At 59.1% G+C, this 21,058-nt stretch carries 18 protein-coding genes; 11 read left to right on the top strand and 7 right to left on the bottom strand.

The window, feature by feature from the left end:
- The first annotated feature begins 46 nt into the window (after positions 1 to 46).
- The 4 genes from HMPREF2760_RS01855 (at position 47) to HMPREF2760_RS01840 (ending at position 5,410) form a co-directional block, all read left to right on the top strand.
- Complete coding sequence (locus HMPREF2760_RS01855; protein WP_070519741.1) at positions 47 to 1,384, top strand: glutamine synthetase family protein; 1,338 nt, start codon at positions 47 to 49, stop codon at positions 1,382 to 1,384.
- Positions 1,385 to 1,391: 7 nt separating this feature from the next.
- Complete coding sequence (locus HMPREF2760_RS01850) at positions 1,392 to 4,451, top strand: bifunctional [glutamine synthetase] adenylyltransferase/[glutamine synthetase]-adenylyl-L-tyrosine phosphorylase (RefSeq protein ID WP_070596504.1); 3,060 nt, start codon at positions 1,392 to 1,394, stop codon at positions 4,449 to 4,451.
- A gap of 175 nt (positions 4,452 to 4,626) precedes the next feature.
- Positions 4,627 to 4,944: a hypothetical protein gene (locus HMPREF2760_RS01845; protein WP_070519746.1), complete on the top strand. Its 318-nt coding sequence runs from the start codon at positions 4,627 to 4,629 to the stop codon at positions 4,942 to 4,944.
- Between the two features lie 34 nt (positions 4,945 to 4,978).
- Positions 4,979 to 5,410, top strand: coding sequence for a hypothetical protein (locus HMPREF2760_RS01840; protein WP_227485674.1), 432 nt, complete (start codon positions 4,979 to 4,981; stop codon positions 5,408 to 5,410).
- A 162-nt stretch (positions 5,411 to 5,572) separates the two neighbouring features.
- On the opposite strand, the gene HMPREF2760_RS13150 is transcribed toward HMPREF2760_RS01840, so the two are convergent.
- Complete coding sequence (locus HMPREF2760_RS13150) at positions 5,573 to 5,704, bottom strand: hypothetical protein (RefSeq protein ID WP_256375366.1); 132 nt, start codon at positions 5,702 to 5,704, stop codon at positions 5,573 to 5,575.
- A 15-nt stretch (positions 5,705 to 5,719) separates the two neighbouring features.
- Entirely contained in the window at positions 5,720 to 7,021 is a 1,302-nt protein-coding gene (locus tag HMPREF2760_RS01835; protein WP_070596503.1) for an MFS transporter, read from the bottom strand.
- A gap of 38 nt (positions 7,022 to 7,059) precedes the next feature.
- Between HMPREF2760_RS01835 and thrC the strand changes: the two genes are divergently transcribed.
- The 5 genes from thrC (at position 7,060) to HMPREF2760_RS01815 (ending at position 10,763) form a co-directional block, all read left to right on the top strand.
- Positions 7,060 to 8,505, top strand: coding sequence for a threonine synthase (gene thrC, locus HMPREF2760_RS01830; protein WP_070596502.1), 1,446 nt, complete (start codon positions 7,060 to 7,062; stop codon positions 8,503 to 8,505).
- A 4-nt stretch (positions 8,506 to 8,509) separates the two neighbouring features.
- Positions 8,510 to 8,662 (top strand): hypothetical protein, encoded by a 153-nt coding sequence (locus HMPREF2760_RS12825; RefSeq protein WP_168164085.1) that lies wholly within the window; start codon positions 8,510 to 8,512, stop codon positions 8,660 to 8,662.
- A gap of 61 nt (positions 8,663 to 8,723) precedes the next feature.
- On the top strand, positions 8,724 to 9,503 hold the full coding sequence (locus HMPREF2760_RS01825) for a trypsin-like serine protease (RefSeq protein ID WP_227485672.1): 780 nt from the start codon (positions 8,724 to 8,726) through the stop codon (positions 9,501 to 9,503).
- 17 nt (positions 9,504 to 9,520) lie between these two features.
- Entirely contained in the window at positions 9,521 to 10,051 is a 531-nt protein-coding gene (locus tag HMPREF2760_RS01820; RefSeq protein ID WP_070596500.1) for an NUDIX hydrolase, read from the top strand.
- 130 nt (positions 10,052 to 10,181) lie between these two features.
- Positions 10,182 to 10,763 carry an META domain-containing protein gene (locus HMPREF2760_RS01815; protein WP_246823605.1) on the top strand — a complete coding sequence of 194 codons (582 nt, stop codon included), beginning with the start codon at positions 10,182 to 10,184 and terminating at the stop codon, positions 10,761 to 10,763.
- A 35-nt stretch (positions 10,764 to 10,798) separates the two neighbouring features.
- On the opposite strand, the gene HMPREF2760_RS01810 is transcribed toward HMPREF2760_RS01815, so the two are convergent.
- Entirely contained in the window at positions 10,799 to 11,758 is a 960-nt protein-coding gene (locus HMPREF2760_RS01810; RefSeq protein ID WP_083304467.1) for a TDT family transporter, read from the bottom strand.
- A gap of 303 nt (positions 11,759 to 12,061) precedes the next feature.
- On the opposite strand from HMPREF2760_RS01810, the gene HMPREF2760_RS01805 reads away from it, so the two are divergent.
- Positions 12,062 to 12,736 (top strand): hypothetical protein, encoded by a 675-nt coding sequence (locus tag HMPREF2760_RS01805; RefSeq protein ID WP_070596497.1) that lies wholly within the window; start codon positions 12,062 to 12,064, stop codon positions 12,734 to 12,736.
- Positions 12,737 to 13,160: 424 nt separating this feature from the next.
- Here the strand turns inward: HMPREF2760_RS01805 and HMPREF2760_RS01800 are convergent, their stop codons facing one another.
- Entirely contained in the window at positions 13,161 to 14,171 is a 1,011-nt protein-coding gene (locus tag HMPREF2760_RS01800; protein WP_070596496.1) for a helix-turn-helix domain-containing protein, read from the bottom strand.
- Positions 14,171 to 14,842, bottom strand: coding sequence for a hypothetical protein (locus HMPREF2760_RS01795; RefSeq protein WP_070596495.1), 672 nt, complete (start codon positions 14,840 to 14,842; stop codon positions 14,171 to 14,173). The genes HMPREF2760_RS01800 and HMPREF2760_RS01795 overlap by 1 nt, the downstream gene beginning before the upstream one ends.
- A 610-nt stretch (positions 14,843 to 15,452) precedes the next feature.
- On the opposite strand from HMPREF2760_RS01795, the gene HMPREF2760_RS12705 reads away from it, so the two are divergent.
- Positions 15,453 to 15,725, top strand: coding sequence for a hypothetical protein (locus HMPREF2760_RS12705; protein ID WP_148138835.1), 273 nt, complete (start codon positions 15,453 to 15,455; stop codon positions 15,723 to 15,725).
- A gap of 569 nt (positions 15,726 to 16,294) precedes the next feature.
- Here the strand turns inward: HMPREF2760_RS12705 and HMPREF2760_RS01785 are convergent.
- Positions 16,295 to 18,898 carry a DEAD/DEAH box helicase gene (locus HMPREF2760_RS01785; RefSeq protein ID WP_070596493.1) on the bottom strand — a complete coding sequence of 868 codons (2,604 nt, stop codon included), beginning with the start codon at positions 18,896 to 18,898 and terminating at the stop codon, positions 16,295 to 16,297.
- Positions 18,898 to 21,045 (bottom strand): site-specific DNA-methyltransferase, encoded by a 2,148-nt coding sequence (locus HMPREF2760_RS01780; RefSeq protein ID WP_070596492.1) that lies wholly within the window; start codon positions 21,043 to 21,045, stop codon positions 18,898 to 18,900. Before HMPREF2760_RS01780 ends, HMPREF2760_RS01785 begins: the two co-directional genes overlap by 1 nt.
- Between the last annotated feature and the right edge of the window lie 13 nt (positions 21,046 to 21,058).

Genomic DNA, 21,058 nt, shown 5'->3' with positions numbered 1-21,058 from the left:
TGCAACTCCCGCCGTTACTTGGGCCCGCGGCGGTAGGGTTTAGAACATGAACAGCCAACACGAATTCGTCCTTCGTACAGTTGAAGAACGCGATATCCGCTTCATTCGCCTTTGGTTTACTGACATCTTGGGGGCGCTGAAATCGGTGGTAATGAGCCCCTCAGAGTTGGAATCTGCCTTCGAGGAAGGTGTTGGCTTCGATGGTTCCTCGGTGGAAGGGTTCTCCCGCATCTCAGAGGCCGACACTATCGCAATGCCGGACCCTTCAACCTTCCAAATCATGCCCTTTGACAAGGAGGAACCGGAGCTTCTTTCGGCGCGCATGTTCTGCGACATTACCCAGCCCGATGGGCAACCTTCTCTGGTGGACCCACGCCACATTCTGCGCCGTCAGGTTACTGAGGCTGCCAATGAAGGGTTTACGTGCAAGGCTTCTCCTGAGATTGAGTTTTATCTCTTGGAAGACGCCCGCGATATCAATACCCTGATTGCCACCGATAACGGAGGCTACTTCGACCAAGCCACGCACGATAATGCCCCGAGTTTCCGGCGCCGGTCGATGTACGCGCTGGAATCCATGGGCATTGCCACGGAATTTAGCCACCATGAAACCTCACCTGGGCAGCAGGAAATCGATCTACGCCATGCCGACGTGCTGTCCATGGCAGACAACATCATGACTTTCCGCTACCTCATTAAAGAGGTGGCCTCCCAGCAAGGAGTGCACGCCACATTCATGCCGAAGCCATTTGAGCATCGCTCGGGCTCGGGCATGCACACGCACTTGAGCCTTTTCGAGGGAGATTCCAATGCTTTCCACGACCCCGACGATGAGATTTCACTTTCCAGTACGGGGCGGCAGTTTATCGCCGGCATCCTTGAACACGCTGTGGAAATGACCGCAATCACCAACCAGTGGACCAACTCCTACAAGCGCCTGATGTTTGGCAGCGAAGCCCCGGGATCAGTGACGTGGGGAATCTCCAACCGTTCGGCGTTGGTTCGAGTTCCTACCTATCGTCTTTCCAAAGAAATGTCGCGTCGCGTTGAAATCCGTTCACTAGATTCAGCGATGAACCCCTACCTGGGCTACGCGGTGTTGCTTGCCGCTGGCCTGCGTGGAATCAGGGAAGGCTATGAGCTTGGTGATCCCGCCGAGGACGACGTCCATCAGCTGACCCGTCGTGAGCGCCGCGCGATGGGGTACAAGGATCTGCCAAGCAGCTTGGACCAGGCGCTCCGTGAATTCGAGCGCTCTGAGTTTATGGCGGAAGTCCTAGGAGAGCACGTCTTTGAGTACTTCCTGCGCGCCAAGTGGGATGAGTGGCACGAGTATCAGCAGCAGATCACCGCATTCGAGTTGCGCAACAACCTGAATTTCTAGGAGAAGCATGCGTCCAGCATCTGTACCGTCCCCGGCAATTCTTGGCCTTACCCGGCCAACTGCTGCGGAGGACTTGTCCCGCCTTGGGTGGGATAATCCTGAGTCCCTTGAGCTGCTGTGGACCCTGGCCGCAGCCGGTGATCCCGATATGGCCCTCAATACGTTAATGAGGATCATCGAGTCAGCGCCTGAGATTGGCCCGGCGATGCGTGAGGACGAAACCTTCCGGGTACGGTTGATGGCCCTGTTGGGCGGCTCCTCTGCGTTTGGTGATCACCTTGCCGCCCACCCAGAGACCTGGCGCGAGCTCCAGCGCCCGCTGCCGACTCCCACGGAAATGCTGCACACCTTGTTGGAAGAGGTAGGCGCGGAACCGGCAACGTACGCCGAGCCGCCCACTCGTCCTGATACCGCGAGCCCCGATCTGACCTCTCCCGGTACATACCGGGCGGCTCCTGGCGACCACAAGGCATCGCTCAAGGTGGCTTACCGGACGCTCATGATGCGCATCGCCGCTCATGACCTCGCAGGGACTTTCCATTCGCGCAAGGGACAGTCACGGCCGCAGCCGCGGGTGGGTTTCCGTGAAGTCACGCGGCTGACGACGGCCCTCGCTGACGCCTCCTTGACGGCAGCGCTCGCCGGTGCTGTCCGAGTGGTCTACGAGGATCAGCCACTCGATGCGCAGCTGGCAGTCATCGCGATGGGTAAGTGCGGTGCAGGCGAATTGAACTACATCTCCGACGTGGACGTGATCTTCGTGGGCTCGGAGGCAACGCCACGGATCACCCGTCTCGCGTCAGAATTCAATCGAATCGGCTCGGCGTGCTTCTTTGAGGTCGACGCCAACCTGCGCCCGGAAGGCAAATCTGGTGCGCTGGTCCGAACTTTGGATTCGCACGTGGCCTACTACAAGCGGTGGGCGGAAACGTGGGAATTCCAAGCCCAACTAAAGGCGCGGCCACAGACCGGCTACCTGCCCTTGGGCACGGACTATCTCGACCAGATTGGGCCCATGGTGTGGACTGCATCGCAGAGGGAATCCTTCGTGGAAGACGTCCAGGCTATGCGCCGTCGAGTGCTGGACAACGTCCCGGAGGATATGCGCCTTCGCGAACTCAAACTCGGTGAGGGCGGTTTGCGGGACGTGGAATTCGCCGTCCAACTGTTGCAATTGGTTCATGGCCGCTCAGATGAATCGCTGCGTACGCTGGCGACGGTCGATGCCCTCGCAGCGCTCGTGCGCGCCGGGTATGTCGGACGCGAGGACGGCACCCAGCTCATCGAGGCTTATGAGTTTCTCCGCTTGCTCGAGCACCGCCTCCAGTTGGAGCGCTTCCGCCGTACCCACACATTGCCGGAAAAAGATGACCTCACGGCGCTGACGTGGTTGGCCATCAATTCAGGATTTCACCCACAGGGGCATCAATCAGCAGCGGATCGGATGAACGCCCACCTGCGGAAGATTCGCCTGCTCATCTCTGAGCTGCACTCGCGCTTGTTCTACCGCCCGCTGTTGAATTCCGTGGCGTCAATGTCTGCGGATGAGCTTAAATTGTCGCGCGAAGCAGCGCTTTTGCAGCTGGCAGCACTTGGCTATCGCCATCCAGATCGCGCCTTCGAGCACCTCACCTCCCTGGCGGCCGGGCAGTCGCGCAAGGCCCGTATCCAGGCCATCCTGCTGCCGACGTTGATGGAGTGGCTCTCAAACACGGCCGATCCAGACATGGGCCTGCTGAATTATCGCAAGCTGTCGGAGGCGGCCTACGACCGAACGTGGTTCCTGCGCATGCTTCGTGACGAAGGCGTCGTCGGCCAGCGCCTCATGAAGATTTTGGGCACCTCGCCATTTACATCGGAGCTCATTATCCGCGCGCCGGACGTCGTTAAGCAGCTCTCCGATGGCGCGGCAGGGCCCAAGCTATTGGAAACCAAACCGGCGCAAGTTTCCTCCGCCTTGATTAATTCCACCAAGCGTCACGCGGACCCTGACAAAGCCGTGTCGGTAGCCCGAGCCCTTCGCCGCGCGGAGCTGGCGCGGATCGCTGCCGCGGATCTGCTGGGATTTTTGCCGGTCCAGCAGGTGTGCTTTGAGCTGTCCACCATCTGGAATGCAGTGCTGGAAGCCGCGCTGCGCGCGGAAGTCAGGGCCTGGAGGCTGGAGAACGATGACGCCGAACCACCAGCCCGCATCGCCGTGATTGGAATGGGTCGGCTCGGCGGCATGGAGCTGGGCTTTGGCTCGGACGCCGATGTCATCGTGGTCGCCGAGCCAACGGAAGACAATGCCGAAGAGGAAGCCCTGCCGTGGGCAATTGGCATTATCGAAAAACTGCGCCGCCGCTTGGCAAAGCCTTCCGGGGATCCGCCCTTGGACGTTGATTTGGGCTTGCGCCCAGAGGGGCGGTCGGGAGCGGTTGTGCGCTCGATCGAGTCCTATGAGCGTTATTATTCGCAGTGGGGCGAACCCTGGGAGATGCAGGCACTACTCCGCGCGGCTTTCGTGGCGGGGGACAAAGACGTCGGGCAACGTTTCCTCACCATGGTGGATGCCTTCCGCTATCCACCGCAGGGCGTAAGCGAGAAGACCATCCGCGATATCCGCAGAATGAAAGCGCGCGTTGATAACGAGCGTTTGCCGCGCGGCGCTGACCGCAATACCCATACCAAGCTGGGGCGCGGCGGGTTGACCGATATCGAATGGACCGTCCAGCTGCTGCAGATGATGCATGCTCACGACGTGCCGGCGCTCCATGATCCCTCCACGCTGCGCGTTCTCGACGCCCTCGAGGAGAGCGAGGTCATTCCAGTCCAGCAAGTGCGGGAGCTGCGGGAGGCCTGGCTGTTGGCCACCGATGCCCGCAACGCCCTAGTACTGGTGCGTGGCAAGCGCGTGGACCAGCTTCCGGCACCGGGCCCTCAACTGGCGCAGGTGGCTGGTGCGGCCGGCTGGGAGCCCGAGCACAACCAACAATTCCTAGAGCACTACCTCAAAGTCACCCGGCACGCCCGGAAGGTAGTCGACGAGGTGTTTTGGGGTGAGACTGAGTCATTCGAGCACGATTAGTAGAGCACAGCGAGGAGAGGCGTTTATCCTCCCTGACCCGCACCCTGAGTTAACCCGGATCTATCCCTGAACTTAACGCACGCCCCTGTTCAATCAGGTGATTAGCCGTTAGCCTTAGGCGGAAGTGAACAGATAGTGTCCCGCGCCCTTTAAGGAGCCCGAAAAGGAGAACACCATGAGCCTTAATCTTTCTCTCGACCTCAACGCTGCCACGCTTGCTGATCTCGATGCATTCTTATCCGCGGCCCGAGCCGCCGGGTGCGATCCCGCCGCCGCGCTGAGCGTGGAGGGGACGGTGATGCGGTTGGACGTCGACAAGCCCCGCGTTGTCCCTCCTGAGCCGAAGCCAGAGACCCCACGCCGCAGCAGCCTCGATCGCTCCGTAGCGGAATCAACTATCCGGTCCATCATTGATGCGCTGTCCGAGCGCCTGGATTCGCCGCATCCCCCGCGCGGTACCTCTTTTGGGACCTTTGGCCCTGGCGCGGATTAAGCCGGCGGTGTGAGAAAAGTCTAAGGTTGTGGCCGTGAAGTCCAAGCAGTTTATCGCCGTGTGGGTCCTCGTTGTGATCGCTGTCATCACCGCCGTCGGCGCAGGCTGGTGGGCCACAGAGCGGCACCAGGTGCCGGAGGGCGCGCTGACCGTGGAGCAGGTGGTCAACGGTGGCGTCCCACAGGATCAGTCGGTTGATGTCCAACTCGACCCTGCTGAAAATGACCGCATTGTTTCGCTGGCAGAGGCACTGGGGATCCCGTCGGAGTCGGTTCCTCGCGGCCTCTTGTCGGTGGCATCAGACAGGTACCGCTCCCGCCAGATCCTCGAGACTGATCTCAAGAAGGCCGTGGAGGCGGGTGCAATTACGAAAGATGATGCGAAGGGTGTGCTCGCCGCCTTTGACGCCGGGGTCGTCGCCCCGGTGGATGGCCCGATTCTCGTGGAATCGACCCCGGCCGAATAACCCGATGAACTAGCCCGGCTGGGGTGCCGGCGCGAACACACAGGGACTGGCAGGTGATACGCAGTCAACGGGGATCTGCCTGGCAGCCGCGGCTCTTAAGCTCACACGCACAGATAACGAATCGATAAAGGTTGGTGCGTTGAGGTGGAGAAACAACGAAAACTACGCGAGCTGCTCAGAACCGCCTTGGGGGTGAGCATTGCCGTCCTCGTACCAATTGGCGGTGGGCTCGGGGTCTTCGAAGTGGCCAATTCGGTACCCCTTGAGACGGCGTTGAGCGCCGCGGCCCTTCATTAGCCCAGCCCTGAACTAACCAACCTGCACGATGGTGACGTGCGGGCCGCCGTCCCCGCCGCGGCTGCGCAGGATGTGCGTGATGAGAACCCCCACGATGCCAATGCACCACACGCCAAAGACTGCCCAAGCAGCGAGCCGGAAGTCATGGAAGGGGTAGTCGGGCCCATTACCCAAGTGATCGAGAACCATGCCGACAAGCTGGGCGCCGATGACCGTGGCGATGAAGCCTCCCATATTGGCCAGGCCCGTCGCCGTGGCGACGACAGTGCGGTCGAGGTTTTCACGGACAATGTCGAAACCGTAATTTGCCACCGGTGTGCACAGGGCTACCAGGCTGATGAGGATGAACAGCGAGAGATAGCTGCCACCGAAGAGGAAGAACAGGGCCCACACCGCGCAGTGGGTAGCCACAAACCCTAAGGCGAGCCACGGGCGGAAACCGCTGGCCCTGGAGGAAAGCTTGCCGTGCAGTGGGCCGACGAGCACCATGCACACGCTAAACCACGTCAGGATCCAGCCGGCGCTAGTCTTAGAAAAATCCATGCCTGCAGTCATCAGCGGCACGCCCCATAGCATGACGAACACGTTGGTGGCCCCCAGGCCGATCCAGTGAATAAAGAATGCCTGCCAGGCTACGGGGGAGAGGAAAACTGTGGATAACAGCGCTGCTGTGCTTTCCGGCTTCGCGTTAGGTTTTTCTTTCGGCTTGGGCACGATGCCGAGGGATTCTGGGGAATCCGCAACCGCCACCGCGGCCGCAACGGCGATGAGGATGCCCACTGCACCCAAGCTAACGAAGGCCATGGTCCACCCACCCCAGCCCAGCAGCATGGCGAAAGGAAGGGCGGACAAGAACTGGCCCAGCTGCCCAAGCGACGAGGTGACCTGAGTGAACATGGGGGTGCGGTGCAGCGGGAACCAGTAGGGGAGAATACGCATCACGGAGAGGAAGGCGGTGGCATCGCCCGCGCCGATGAGCAGGCGGGCGGCGATGGCTACCCAATAATTGCTGGTGAAGCCAAGGAGTACCTGACCCACGCCCATGATGACGGAACCAATGACGAGCAGGCGCCGCGGCCCGAACTTATCGATGAGCATCCCGGTAGGGATCTGCGCCAGTGAATAGATACCCAATTGCACAGCGGTGAACACGGCAATGCGGGAGGCGTCGACCTCGAAGCGATCGATGGCTTCGAGGCCCGCCACGCCAAAGGACGTGCGGCCGGTCATCGCCACGATATAGACCAACACCGCAGCCACCCACACAGAGAGAGCCTTCGTGGTAATTACATTGCGTGGATGAGGAGCCGACATGGCTGATACTTTACGCGTCACCAACTAAGATGCAGAGGGTGAAGTACATTTCGACCCGCGATACCGCCCGCCAGCCCGCCGCCTTTACGGATATCCTCCTTGGAGGTTTGGCCCCTGATGGTGGGCTCTACCTGCCGGAAACCTATCCCCGCATTGATGACGCCACCCTTACCCAGTGGCGCCAGACCTTGGCTGAGGGCGGCTACGCGGCCTTGGCCGCGGAGGTGCTCAAGCTCTTCGTGGACGATATTCCTGCAGAGGACCTCGAGGGGATTGCTCAGCGTGCCTACACCTACCCGAAGTTCGACGATGAGGAAATCGTCCCCGTCAGCGAACTGGGGGAGGGCCTGTACATTGGTCACCTCTCTGAAGGGCCGACGGCCGCTTTCAAGGACATGGCCATGCAAATGTTGGGCGAGCTCTTCGAATACGAGCTGGCCCGCCGTGGCGAGACCCTCAACATTTTGGGCGCTACCTCGGGTGACACCGGTTCCTCGGCGGAGTACGCCATGCGCGGTCGCAAGGGCATTCGCGTCTTCATGCTGACCCCGGCCGGGCGCATGACGCCCTTCCAGCAAGCCCAGATGTTCGGCCTGGATGACCCGAATATCTGCAATATCGCCCTCGACGGCGTGTTTGATGATTGCCAGGATGTGGTCAAGGCGGTATCTGCCGACGCTAACTTCAAGGCAGAAAACCGCATTGGTGCGGTGAACTCCATTAACTGGGCCCGCCTCATGGCGCAGGTGGTCTACTACATCAATTGCTACCTCAAGGTCACCGCAGAGAACACCGAGAAGGTCTCCTTCAGCGTACCCACCGGCAACTTCGGTGATATCTGTGCCGGACACATCGCCCGTCAGATGGGCCTGCCCATCGACAAACTCATCGTCGCAACCAATGAGAATGACGTGCTCGATGAGTTCTTCCGCACGGGCAGCTACCGCCCGCGCTCCTCGGAGCAGACGTACAAGACGTCCTCGCCGTCGATGGATATTTCCCGCGCCTCGAACTTCGAGCGCTTCGCCTTTGACCTGCTGGGCCGCGATGCCGCACAAGTTAAGGATCTGTTTGGCACGAAGGTGAAGGAAGGCGGGTTCAACGTCGACAAGCAGGCGCTCGACGCTGCCCGCGCCGAGTACGGCTTCCTGTCTGGTTCCTCCACCCACGCGGACCGCCTGGCCACCATTAAGGATGTCCACGAGCGCTACAGCGTGCTGGTGGATCCGCACACTGCCGACGGCATCAAGGTTGCCCGCGCAGTTAAGGATGAGTTCGGCGTTGACACTCCCATCGTGTGCCTAGAAACCGCGCTTCCGGTGAAGTTCGCGGAGACCATCTCGGAAGCCATCGGCAGCGAGCCGGAGGTGCCGGAGCGTTTCGCCGGAATCCTGGAAGCCGAGCGTCACGTCACCGATCTGCCAAATGATGCAGCGGCGGTGAAGGATTACATCACGCAGTACATCAAGAGCACGGAGGTTTAAGCCAATGGCACAGGAACAGTTCTCGGGTCCGGAGTATTTCACGGAGTTTGACCCGGAGAAGTTCATCCGTGACATGAAGCAGGTCGCTGAGATGGAGAAGGAAAATAAGGATCACAAGGCGGACTCGGGTGAGGCTGCATCCGCTCAGGAGGGCTAGCCCTTACCTTCTGGTGGTGCTCAGCGCGACTGCGCTGGCGGTGGGTGGATGCTCAATGCCTATGGGGGTTGACTCCGTTCCCGAAGCTGCCTCGAGCACGTCCGAGTACACCACTATGACGCCGGCCCCGCCGCAGACGCATACGCCCGATGCCTCCCCGGTGCCGCCGGGCGCGGCGCTCGACATCTCTAGAACAGAGCCTGTTCCTGGCGAGTCCTTTGACTTCAACCTTTGCACGGTGGCGTGGAGCTTCGTGCTTGACGACGCCCGTACCATCGCCGTCACCGCCTCCCATTGCGGTGAGCCGGGGGATACGGTGTGGGCGGGCGCTGAGGATAGGGAATTCGTGTACCCAGCGGAGCCCGTCGGCACCATCATCTATTCCGATCTCAGCTCACCTGACACACACCGGCTCGACTTCGCTTTGGTGGAGATCACGCGGCAGGCGGAGTTTTATGTCCCGCAGGACATGCCTACCAGCGTGGTCGCTGCGGGGCAGGAGGAGCTTCCGGATGAGGTGTGCAAGCTGGGGCGCATCACGGGAGAGACGTGCGGACCACTGACGCATGGAGAAAGCCACGGGAAACTTCAGTTTGGCGACCGAACGTTGGACACCGTCTCGGCGAGTGCCCGAGTCTGTTCCACGCATGGTGATTCCGGGGCGCCGGTCTTTGGCGCGCCGGGCAGCCCCTTTGAAGGCGTGATCGTCGGGGTTCTGTCAGGGACGACGGAAGCCGCGGCAAGCAGTCAAGGCTGCACCGACGGGTCTGAGGCGGAGATGTCCTTTACCGCTGCCTCCGACATCGAGGCACTCCTGCCGGAGATTCTGGAGCGGGTCTAGGCGCTAAGATTAAACTCATGCCGACTCCTGATTTTATTGTGTCCCTGCGTGAGAAAATCGGTCACGAGCAGCTCTTCCTTCCCAGCGTGACCGCGGTTATCGTGCGGGCGGTTCCTACCGGTTCTGCGATATGGGAGCTGCCTTCAGTGCTGCTGGCCCAGCGAGCCGATAATGGCACGTGGGCTCCCATCTCCGGTATTTGTGAGCCTGGCGAGGAAGTCACGACGACCGCGTTGCGTGAGCTCAAGGAAGAGGTGGGGCTCGACGGCCGTATCGAAGCGCTCCTTGGTGTCGGTCAGGTGGGCCCAGTGGTCTGTCCCAATGGGGATAAATGCATCTACATGGATACTGCCATCCGTGTCTCCGTGCCGGATGATGCGGAGCCGGTCATCTCCGACGAAGAGAACCTTGCCGCGCAGTGGTTCTCGGTGGCGCAGATGCCGACGTCCGTCAGCGCGCGCCACCGCATGATCATCGGGGATGCCGTGGCTCAGATGAAACACCCGCAGGGCTTCCGTCCGCGGATGGGCTACGTTAAGCGCAACTAAAAGCCCAGTTCAGAGGTCTTTTCTTTGAGGTTTGTCCGTGGGCTGGGAATCGTTGGAGTTACCGCAAAGTATCATCAGAAACGCATGAAGTGGGTTGATGTTGCCGGCGGTGCTCGATAGCTTCGGGGTCATGATTTCAAGCACACTGAAGAAAGTAACCACTGCAACTGCGTTCGTCGCCCTCGCGGGCGGCGTCCTGGGTGCCGGTACTGCCGGTGCGCAGGAACCATCCTCCGCTGACTCCGTGAAGTCCAGCCAGATTCAGGAGCTGAGCTCGCGTCTGTTCGGTGACTCCTTCTCCTCCTCCACGAAGCCGGAAGCTCCGCAAGGTTCTGGCTTGATTGAGAAGTATGAAGACATCGACGGCCTGCAGGAGAAACTGCCGGCTGATGAGGCCCAGAAGGTTCTCAACGGCACCTTCACCGCCAAGAAGAACCCGGCGATTTCCGTGACCTTCAATGACGATGGAACGCTGACCTACAACGATGGCTGCAACTCTGGCGGCGGCAACTACAAGCTTGATCAGACCGATGCCGTCGTGGCGGAGAACCTGACTTCCACGATGCGTGCTTGCTCCCCTGAAGAGATGGCCGATGCCGATGCGCTCAACACCATCCTTTCCGCCAAGCCGGTAGTTATCCCCGTGGAGGGTAACACCTTCGCGCTCGGCAGCCAGGGCCAGGCCATCCAGTTTGAGAAATCTGAAAACTAAAGCCTGTTAAACACCTGACAGCGTGCACTGCGGAGCTAGTTCGAGATTGGGCTAGCTCCGCTTCGCTGTGCGCGCCGTCCTTCGATGAGCCAGCTAATGAAGCGGCAGGAGCAAGCAGACCAGTGCGCGATGAGGAGCAACGGAATGCTGAGCGCGATGACGTCGAGAAGCTCCGAGCCATTCACCAGGGCTACCTGGTGACCACCCATGCTGACCGTTCCCGGTGGGAAGGTGCACGCCCACCACGCCGGCGAGTAGTCCACCCAACGAGCCACGTTGGGGTAGAAGGTGATCATGGCATAGAGCGCGAGGGGGACGGCGATCACCATGGCGGTCAGCCCGTAATAGACGGAAACATGACCGGGGTAGAGAATCTGCATCGCGGTGGTGGATTGGCCCACCACGCCCAGCGGAACCCAGGCGGTAGCTGAGTTGGCTCCGGAGAGATTTACCTTGCCGTGCCAAGCGGCCCAATACACACGGATAAAGATGGGGACCGCGGTAGAGATCGACATGATGAAAAGAATGGTGCCCATGACGTGGTAGGCATGCCCATAGTCGAGGGCAAGGAAGCCAGCCACGGAGGATGAAATCATGGGACCGACCAGCGGCAGGCCCCAGGTAAAGCGCGGCTGGCCGTCGAAGCGGGTGAGCTGAATAGCCCACGTGATGACGGTGACCGGGCCACCGATCCAGAAGCCCACTAAGCGGAAGGTTCCGATATCCGTCAACCCGGACAGCGCTGCGCCGAGCGCCAGGATGCCGATGAAATACATGGACCATTCAGCCATCGAGGTTCGCGCGAAGCTGGGCTGGCGGTATAGCGCAAAGCCAACCGTCAACACGAGGAGAATAATGCAGGATAGCGCTGCGAAAACGGCGGAGCCTGTCAGCATGCCCTCCTCAACGAGCAGCCGGGAGACGATGGAGGTTCCCATGAGGCTGCCGCCCCATGCGGGCCCGGGCGGTGGCAGTTGGCGGAATCTGTCAGTCACAGTTGGGAATAGTAACTATTCGCTGTACAAATGTCTGCGTGCTGAGCTTGTTTAAGGCGTGAGATTGCGCCATCGTGGGCGCTTCAGTAGGGGAGAACACAGTGTGGGGGTTGCATTAGGCGCTGATACGATGACAGACTCCGACGAATCAAGCGAAACGTCGAAGCTTGCCATAACAGTGTAGCTAAGGCAGTTTACCGGACATTTAGGTGTCTAGTAGGCCTGCACGTGAGGGGGCTCCTCTAAGGGGGGCTCCCAAAAACTCCCTGTGGCTTTCCCATCGCAACTGATTAGATAGTTGGCGTGGAAACTTTATCGAACGAAACTCTCTCATTGATTGTTGCAGCATTAGCGCTATTCGTATCGTTCGCCGCGCTGTTTCTGTCTTGGAAGCAGCTCTATGAGGCGCAAACCTCTAATGGCGGGCGTGGAATGAACCTACATGTTAAGCGAACTTCCCGCGATAACATGTCTGAAGACGTTGCACGGGAAGTGGACGAAGCGCTGAAAGCATTTCACCACGAGTATGTTCCTTTCGTAATGACACTCCAGGTCACTGGGCCGGCGGAATTTTACCAAGTCATCCCCTACACATGGGGAAGGGATGGTATGAGTGATCGGACAGGTTTTGAGGATCCGATCCCGAGGTTCACCAGTGAAGACGGCCGGGTCAGCGCAATAACCATGATCCAAAAGGAACTTCTTGATGGGATCCGATTTGGCGTTGCATGGCTAGAACCCGACGGACTTGGACTGAAGCCTGGGGCAATTCGCCTCGATCTGAATGGGGAATTGGAGGAGTGGGTGTGGCGCTACCGTTTAGTCGCCAAACTTCCTTTCGTTAGCTCTGGACGATGGAAGCGGCGTAAGACCCCGAAGCCAACAATTGGGCCGCTGACCCAGCCATGGGAGGTCCAAGAACTGCGTATGCGTAGGCGTATCTTCGGGAAGTTGTCAGCGCGACGCAAAATCGAATAGACGATTGCTCTGGCCACGATCTTTTGCTCCGGCAGCAAATGTTACGGCATCCGCAACGCCCTCCCTAGACAACATCTTTTCCACATCACCCAGCGCGACGAGGTCGGCGAAAGAAGTGGCTTGGCGGACGTCGTTCCCAAATGCGATAAGATACGCCCAAGCCTGATCCTCATGCTGCGGGTGCGCGATCAGCACGATCTACATCGGTGGGTGAATTGTGGGATCTTCAGTCAGCCAAAACACTTTCGTGCAGAATTCTTCGCGGTCTGAAACTAGAGCCGCGGCGATATTCCGCAGAACGCAAGATGGACACGCAAGTGAGACAAGCAATGCAGGCCGCTGATAGCCGGGGCTAGACGCTCTGTGCCCTCGATGGGCGCCGTTGCCAACAGGACTTGCTGTCCCAACCGTGTGCACTACGTGATTAGTGTCCTTTCGGAGCGAAGATCGAGATTACGTTACGTGATTCAATTTCTTTGAGTATTTGCGGATAGAGGATCTCTCTTTCCATTTGCACTTCAACGGGTTCTTCCTTTCGCCACCCGCGACTCGAAATTTGGATCGAAAGACTCTTGTGCCTTTCAGGAGTGATCAAGGACAGGTCCCGTGCTCGTCTAATAATTGCTTGGATGGAAACACCGGTCCGAGACTTGATCTCTGCAAACTGGGTCAAGGTGGTGGTCTCACATATGACGTCTGCGATAAGTTCCCGAGGGAGTAGAAAAGCTCCCGCAAACATGTGGGCTTCCAATTCTCGAACTGACTCAGACTCGGGACGGGTTAGAGCATGAAGAACGAGGTGGCCAAGTTCGTGGGCGAGGGTGAATCGGTGCCTGTCCCCAGACCTGGAGGGTGCGTATGCAGTTACCCGAATCCGGGGGTTTGGCTGTGGTGAAGAAACTCCCTCAAATTCATCGAGGACGAGTCCCTCGATTTTCAGGGGCGCAACAACAATGCCAGCGCTCTCCATTGATCGTGTGACATTACCGATAGGCCCACTTCCGAGTCTTAGGGTGGCCCGGACGCTGTCGGCAATTTCCGAAATTGCTTCCAGTGAAAGTACGCCATTTGTATCGGGGCGTTCTATCGCAATGTTCGCCTGGGGGATTGTAAGTTGAGTTTCTTGGACTGTTTCCTCAAGTTCGGCAAAGTGAGCATTAATCCTGTCTTGTAGTTTCTTTGGCATTTTCGTCCGTCGGAAATTCAGGGACGCCCGCCCGTAGGTGTGTGGAGGGCGGCTGAAGTAGTCTGCTGGCAACCTGAATTTTCGCGTGGCCTGCGCAAAAACTGCTACTGGAATGGGCTCCTCGCCTTGCTCCATCCGCGAGACGTGGTATTGAGAAGAGTCGATTGCTTCAGCAAATGCGACTTGGGTCAGCCCCTCTCGGAGGCGCAATTGTTTCAATCGTCCAGGACCATTTGTGCTTGTGTCCATTATGACGTTGTGCCCTCCTCTGCATTCTCGTTCGCAATGAACTGGAGTTCGTCGTCGGTCGGAATGAAGGACTCAATCTGCGCGAGCGATTTTCCGGCAACGGAGGACGTCTTGAAGCCATACTTGAAGCGTGCAGTAGCTACCGAATCTCCATATTCGGAGAAGTACATCTTTAGATCCCACCGGATTTCGTGGCCGGCCTCGTTGTCTGCCGGAACCTTTCTCCAGGCCCAAGTGATTACCGCAAATTTGCTTGGAGTTTTTGTGGCCATCGGAATGACATCCACATCTGCGAAAAGTGCAAATTGGCGCTTTTCCTTGCCTAGAGACTGGGTTGATGGGAGGGGGTGATTCAGGCTCTTGTCGAACGTCTTGTCTGAGCGAAGCAAAATGGTCGTTCCGTGAGCCTTCAATGAGATTGACATACTTAGCGACGAACGGGCCTTTTCGAGCTCAAGGATGGCCGGGCCAATCTCAGTTACCTCGTTTTCAAGAAGACAGTCTTTGAGCATTATCGTGCGGGCCAGTCCGCTTCCGTCTTTGCGATTCTTGCTTGGGAAAACGCAGGCGGAGGAGATGTAGGTGTCGTAACCTGCTTGGAGCCAATCGGTTAGATGTGGCAAGAGGTCTCGGAAAAGCCGCTCATCGGCACTATACTGAATGTTTACCATGTCTCAATATTATAGAGCCCGGGTCCGTTTGTCTATAATATTGGCGAGAAATAAACATTTCTGAGGCTAGGCGTCTGACCGGAGTGTTTGACGGAGTTGTCGCAGCTCCTCCGATAGTCCCCGCTTCGCCGGCGTCTCGAATCTCGCTACGGTGACCGAGTCGGGACATAAGTCTCTCTGGAGCACCTTCGTCAATGCCGACTTTGCGACTCCTGATCGTCAACACAGTTCCTCTTGCGCTCTGCCCGACGTGGACTTTGAATCGACAAACGCAGTGAGGTTCGCAACGAAGGTTTGAACGAGGGCGCGTGCCTTTTCGGCCTTGTCGTGGGGCCATGCTGGGGCAGAACTCACAGGGGCTCTCGCGGCGAGGGAGCCCCCGCTCTGTCGGCTGGGCTGTCATGCTAGAAACCGCTTGGTGGCATGGCGAACAAGGAGGCCGCGCGGGGGTACATGGGGAGTACGAAGGTGTTGTATTTGTGGGCGGGCAAGCATATTGTCTGGCCATCAAGGCAATGGCGCAGCTTCTGGACCCGCGTGCAGCGCCGGACGTGGGCGACATCATTGTAGGCAATTCGAGGGGCTCGTTGACCAGCGTGGGACTCTGCGTATGCGGACGAAGAAAATCAATGAAGATGGCTCCAACCGCTTTGTTTGTCCGGCGCTGGAGGGCAAGTTGTCCTGTCCGGCTCGCAAGATTGACTCACAGGCGAAGAAGACAGCGGCAAGACGAACGCTTGGTGGTCAGACACAGCAGCCATTGGCTGTGAAACAAGACTCAGTAGAGCGCCAGCAGGGCAAAGCCTGTACCGGCAAGTCGGTAATCGTTCCGCTCTACCTCGATAACGATGACATAGACAGCATTAATAAACACCTTCACTAGGGGCCGGCCGTTTACACTCAAGAATGGTACGACACCTATAAGTGTGGCCGAACCGCCATCGAGGCCCGAAACGCTAGTGCTAAGCACGACGTCGCGCTTGGGCTTGGAGACCGGGCGAAGCGCGGCATGTGGGGCTTTGACGGACCCGCCATGCTTCTCGCCATTCTTGTCGCCGCGTTGGACGCGCCTCGAGTCATTGGTTACCTTAAACGCAGACGCGACGCTGACCTTACTCCGACTCTTCCTCGGGGAGGACATCCCCGCAAGAAGCGTTTTGATGATCATATTATCGGGCTGGCGTGGGGGGGCAACCGTGAACGGATCGTGAGGTAGAGGTCATTCCGGCGGCGAATACGGCCGAAAATTGGCGGTAGATAAAAAACTCCGGCCCGTGGACACTTTTTCAGTGCAGGTCCACGGGCCGGACTATTGGTTGGAGGTTCGCAAATCTCAGCAGGTTAGACTTGTAAAAGCTCCTTTTACGGAACGTTTGGGAAACCGCGTGGTCAGCCGCTGTGACGTTGGTTCACAACCCGTTCCCACCGGACCCCGCCCGGTTTTCCCGCGCGTTACTTGTACGCACGGCCTTCCCGCTCATAGACCTCGGCGGCGGTCTCGGCCTTGTCAATCACCGCGCGAACGTCGGGGTTCTTGAGGTCCACCGACCGCAGCGAGTCAACGTCCTTGCCGGAGACCGCAAGAATCTGGACGAACTGGTCACCGAACTCGGCTGCGTAGTTGGACAGTGCGCGCAGTTTGTCGAGCGCGTCGCCTAAGTGGTGCCCGTGCGGGTCGATAATTGAGGGACGAACCGTATCACCCACTTCGCGGAAGAAGATGAAGTCCGGCTGCATGTTGCGCCACCGGTTAGCAGTGTCGTCGAGGTACACCGCAGTCAGTGCCTCCGCGCTGGCGCGCGACGGGTTGCGGTACCAACCAACAGCACCGCTGCGGCCGGACTCGGTGGCAACGACGTGGGCCTCCCACTCGTTGAGGTTGAACGGGGCCGTACCGTCGCTTGCGGTAAGCAGGTGGCCGACGTAACGGGTGAACGGGACCAGGTTGTTGTCCTTGTCCGCAGTGCCTTGTGGCACCGTCCGGTTCGCGGGCTTGGTCAACGGCTCGTGGCTTGGGTGAATCGCCATTTCACGCAGCGGCTGGTACGCGGCCTTGCGCGAATCTGGCAGCACGGCCAACTCGGCGTTGTAGGTGTCAAGCCAGTCACCCGCCACGTCGTCCGCGTTGTCCGACACCGACTGCGCAATACCCGCGACACCGGCCAGTGCCGCCAGTTGCAGCCGGGCCTCGTCGATTAATTCCTCCTCGTCCGCGTCCGGGTCCTTGTCCACGAGTTCGTCAGTGCGTGCGTCCACCCACATATCGGCCAGCGCGCGGGTGAACACCGGAATTGCCGCGCGGTAGGCCTCCTCAATCACGCGCCGGTCGGCGTACAGTTCGGTACCGGACTCGGCCAGTGTCAGGTCACGGTCCGCGTAGCCGAACACAAGTCGCTGGGTTTCGACCTTCAAAATGTCCTCACGTTTGTCGGCAACCTGCTTTTCGTAGCGGGTGAGGTAGCCGTTGACAATGGAGATAAGTTCGTCCTCGGCCTGTTTCATGCCGTTTTCCATCAGCCCGTCGCGCTGCAACTCAATACCGAGATTGAGCAGCATGGAAATGGGCTTGTCCGAGCGCGTTGGTGCCACCATGCGCTGAATCGCGCGAAAGGCGTCCCAGACCTTCTCGTTGGTCACGGGTGTCAGTGACTCGGTGTCAATCACAATCTCGCCCACTGGCACGTCGCCACCGCCACCACCAGTGCCTACTTCCTTGTCCTGGTTGATTTTCTCCACTGCGTGCGTGGCAGCAGCGCGGTTGAACTGCGGCAGGATACACAGCACCGAGTTCAACAGGTCGTTACCCTCAATCCGTCGTGCGAGTGGGGAGCGCACCATACGCCCAATGACCTGCGTGATGTGGGCTTCATCGACCGCTGGCCTATACGACACCATGACTTCGGCGCGTGGGCAGTCCCAGCCGGTCGAGATAGCGGTCTTGGCGAACAGTACGCGAATGTCGGTGCGTTCCTGCACGCGCTGCGGTTCGATGTAGGGCACCAGCGTGTCGCCGGCCATGATGTTGTCGTGCTCGCCGTAGACGTTGGCAAAACAGTCGTGCGGAATCTGCGGCCAGCCTTTTCGGATAGCGGAAATGGCCTGGTACATGTCCTCGTCCGTGGCCTTGTCCTTCATCTGCACGACCATGAGCGGTACGACGCGCTCGCCGTCGCCGCCCTGGTCCTTGTGGTAAGCGTCCCACCGGGCCGTGGTTTCAGCCAGGATACACGCTGCGTCCTGGACGAACACACCGTCAAACGACTTGCCTTCTTCGCCTGGGATACGTAACTCGACAATGTCTTTAATCAGGCCGGACTCCTGCACGTCGGCCACCGGCACAACCACGTCACCCATGACGAACCGCTCGCCCGTCATGGATTGAATCATCGTCTTAAACGCGCCGGGGGTTGCAGAAATACCCAGCACCGTCGGAATCGGTGGCACTGGCTCTGCGTGGCCCTCTGGGGTGTGGCCCTCAATCAGGCGGCGCAGAATCGTGGCCTTATCCTTGCGCTGCTTGCCTGCGCCGCGGTGGGCTTCATCGACAACCAGAATCAGGTTGTGCGTCTCCGACTGAATCGTGTTGCGTAGCGTGTCCCAGAACGTCACCTGCGTGGTGTCACCGCGTGCAAACAGCGGGTCCTGACTATCCCGGCGGCCGCCGGTAAGTTTGGTGCCCTTGCCCAACTTCTGCGTGTTCAGGAAGTAAATGCAGCCGCGCTCGAATAAGGGCTGGTTGAAACTGCTATCCAGCGTCACCGTGCGCGTGGCAAGGTCGCTGGACGCGGTTTCAATACGGTAGCGCGACTGTTCGTTCAAGTCCGGGTTGTCCGACAGCCACAAAATGACGGCGTTTTCGTCCTCCACTCGGTCGTCGCTGGGAATCAAAATGCGCTCGAACACGCTGGTCGCAATCACGGTCTTGCCGGCCCCAGTTGGGGCAGACAGGGCGAACACGGCCTGCTGGCCGATGGTGTGTGACTTCGCCGCTTTGTCGAGTCGTTCCATGATGGTGTCGGCGGCCGTTTCCTGGTACGGCATGAGCGTGTACTTCATTAGTGGTTCTCCCGTGTCTGCTGGAAAGCGAAGTTGTTGAGGTAGGTCGAGTAAAGACGAACCAGTTCGGCCCCGGTGTCAGCCAGTTCGCGCGCCATAGACTCAAACACTAGGTCGTCATTGGTCACGATATAGACCACGCGCACCGTTTCGCGCTGCTGCACCGCCGCGACGAAGTCCGCCGACGCGGCCACATTCTCAATCACCCCGTAGGCGTTGGTGAGGTCCCAGCCCCGCGCCGGTATCCGGTCAATAATCCGGCCAGTTTGGCCCGCACGCAGCCACAACATCGGCGCAATCTCTTTGAACGCGCGGTTGTGTCGCACCCGCGTCGGCGGCTCGTAGGTCAGCGTGAAGAACCGCGCGTTGGCGTCGAAGCCGTCGGCCATTGGAAACTCGTCGGTGAACTTGTAGTCACCCTTAATCGGGTCTCCGGCAGGGGTTCGTCCCGTAATCGCAGCCTCGACGCGTGGCTTGGTCACGTAGTCGCAGATACCCCACTGCTCCCACTCGGGGTCGCCGGGTCGAAGCCCCTGTTTACGCAGTTTCACCTGCTCGTCGGCGGAAACCTCGTTGTTAGTCACGGAGATAGACCGGCGCCTGCCACCGTCCTGCTTGTTCAACCGCATTACGGCATGAGCCGTGGTGCCAGAGCCGGAGAAGAAGTCCAAGATAGTGGCGTCCGGTTTGTCCTTGACGAAGAACCGCAGCGCGTCCTCGACGGCGTACAGCGACTTGGGGAAGGGGAATCGGCGACCGGGAAGGAACAATCCAACCAGGTTAGTGCCGTGGGCGCCCGCTTCGTGGGCCGTAAGATTCCATTGGGTCTTAGGGGCCGTCGTTTTAGCCCCCTTTGAATACTGAACCTCAAGGGCACCATCAGAATCCCTGCCCGTTACAACTATCTTTCCTTCATCAATCATCTGCAACTGATTATTTGTCAGGTAGGAAACGGACCGGCCTTTTCCTTTCTTAGGGCGGCCAAACTTGATTGCTCCGATGGAGTGAAGTCGTCGGAATGTTTCGGGGACCATTGCCCAACTGTATTCATCTCCGTTGCGTACAGGTGGCCAAACCTCATACGTTCCCTCTGGGGCGGGTTTAGGTTCGTCCCCGACCAAAACAGTATCCCCGACGGAGTGGAAAGAATCATCGGATTCGTTGAAGTAAAGGGGGTACCAGGAACCCGGATTAACCGGCCGCAGTCCCTTCCTGCCGGTCCGTGGGAACCCGCGCCACCGAACATTGCCGGCGTCGGATACGTCCTCGTTCCCGAGCATGTCGCTGCCCGTCCTCACGAGTTTGTAGTCCCCCAACATTACGAAGTAAATGAACTCGTCTACTCGGCTGAACTCATTTGCACGTGCTGTGCCTTTAGGGTTAATCACGTTGCTCACCATCTGAATCTTTGCCTCCGGGAAGGTCTGTTCGAGCAACATACCTAGTCGCAGGTATTCCTTCTCGTCGATGGTGACAATGAGGACCGAGTCTTCGGGGTTGAGCAGTTGCTTGGCAACCAGCAAACGTCGCTCCATGAACGACAACCACTTGGAGTGGCGGTAGGCGTCGTCACCGTCCACGTAGTCGTTGTTGTACTTCCAATCCTTCGCGCCCGTGTTGTACGGCGGGTCGATGTAAATGCAGTCGATGGAGTGGTAGTGCGTGTACGTCAGCATTTTCAGCGCGTGGTAGTTCTCCGCGTTAATCACGCTGTGAAACGGCGCGTTCTCGCCGTCCGTACCGATCACTTCGCCGGTCTGTACCAGGCCGGGGTAAATCACGTCGTCGTGCTCGGCGGTGACAACGAGGTCGGCAACGGGCACCGCGTCCATTGTCTCCGGCTGCTCGTCTGCCTCCGGGTGGGCTTCGACTAAGTGGGCAACGCGTCCGTCGTCGGTGCGGGTGATACCGGCGACGCGCCAAGTACGCGGGTCCGGTTTGTCCTTGGACCCGCGCGGTGGCAGCACGTGAACGTTATCGCCGCGTCGCACTGGTCGGCCCGGTAACTCGACCTCTTCGGGTAGGTGTCGCTCAAACACCAGCCCAAAGGTGCGTGAGGTCCGCGCGTGGAACTCTTGCTCTAGGGCAGCGCCAAGGCGCGGGTTTTCCTTCTTGGCCTGCGTAATCAGGTCGTTGAGTCGTGACATTGTGGTTGTTCTC

The organism is Corynebacterium sp. HMSC065D07, assembly GCF_001810695.1.
GTDB lineage: Bacteria > Actinomycetota > Actinomycetes > Mycobacteriales > Mycobacteriaceae > Corynebacterium > Corynebacterium hesseae.
Note: the sequence above shows the minus strand (reverse complement) of the source record. Positions and strands in the feature narration are given on the sequence as shown.

Bases quoted from the DNA above. Each gene is read 5' to 3' on its own strand.
- HMPREF2760_RS01850 (WP_070596504.1), top strand. From the start codon at position 1,392: ATGCGTCCAGCATCTGTACCGTCCCCGGCAATTCTTGGCCTTACCCGG.
- HMPREF2760_RS12705 (WP_148138835.1), top strand. From the start codon at position 15,453: ATGCGGACGAAGAAAATCAATGAAGATGGCTCCAACCGCTTTGTTTGT.
- HMPREF2760_RS01795 (WP_070596495.1), bottom strand. From the start codon at position 14,842: ATGGTAAACATTCAGTATAGTGCCGATGAGCGGCTTTTCCGAGACCTC.
- HMPREF2760_RS01785 (WP_070596493.1), bottom strand. From the start codon at position 18,898: ATGAAGTACACGCTCATGCCGTACCAGGAAACGGCCGCCGACACCATC.
- HMPREF2760_RS01815 (WP_246823605.1), top strand. From the start codon at position 10,182: ATGATTTCAAGCACACTGAAGAAAGTAACCACTGCAACTGCGTTCGTC.
- HMPREF2760_RS01820 (WP_070596500.1), top strand. From the start codon at position 9,521: ATGCCGACTCCTGATTTTATTGTGTCCCTGCGTGAGAAAATCGGTCAC.
- HMPREF2760_RS13150 (WP_256375366.1), bottom strand. From the start codon at position 5,704: ATGAAGGGCCGCGGCGCTCAACGCCGTCTCAAGGGGTACCGAATTGGC.
- HMPREF2760_RS12825 (WP_168164085.1), top strand. From the start codon at position 8,510: ATGGCACAGGAACAGTTCTCGGGTCCGGAGTATTTCACGGAGTTTGAC.
- HMPREF2760_RS01845 (WP_070519746.1), top strand. From the start codon at position 4,627: ATGAGCCTTAATCTTTCTCTCGACCTCAACGCTGCCACGCTTGCTGAT.
- HMPREF2760_RS01800 (WP_070596496.1), bottom strand. From the start codon at position 14,171: ATGGACACAAGCACAAATGGTCCTGGACGATTGAAACAATTGCGCCTC.
- HMPREF2760_RS01780 (WP_070596492.1), bottom strand. From the start codon at position 21,045: ATGTCACGACTCAACGACCTGATTACGCAGGCCAAGAAGGAAAACCCG.
- HMPREF2760_RS01825 (WP_227485672.1), top strand. From the start codon at position 8,724: ATGGGGGTTGACTCCGTTCCCGAAGCTGCCTCGAGCACGTCCGAGTAC.
- HMPREF2760_RS01855 (WP_070519741.1), top strand. From the start codon at position 47: ATGAACAGCCAACACGAATTCGTCCTTCGTACAGTTGAAGAACGCGAT.
- HMPREF2760_RS01835 (WP_070596503.1), bottom strand. From the start codon at position 7,021: ATGTCGGCTCCTCATCCACGCAATGTAATTACCACGAAGGCTCTCTCT.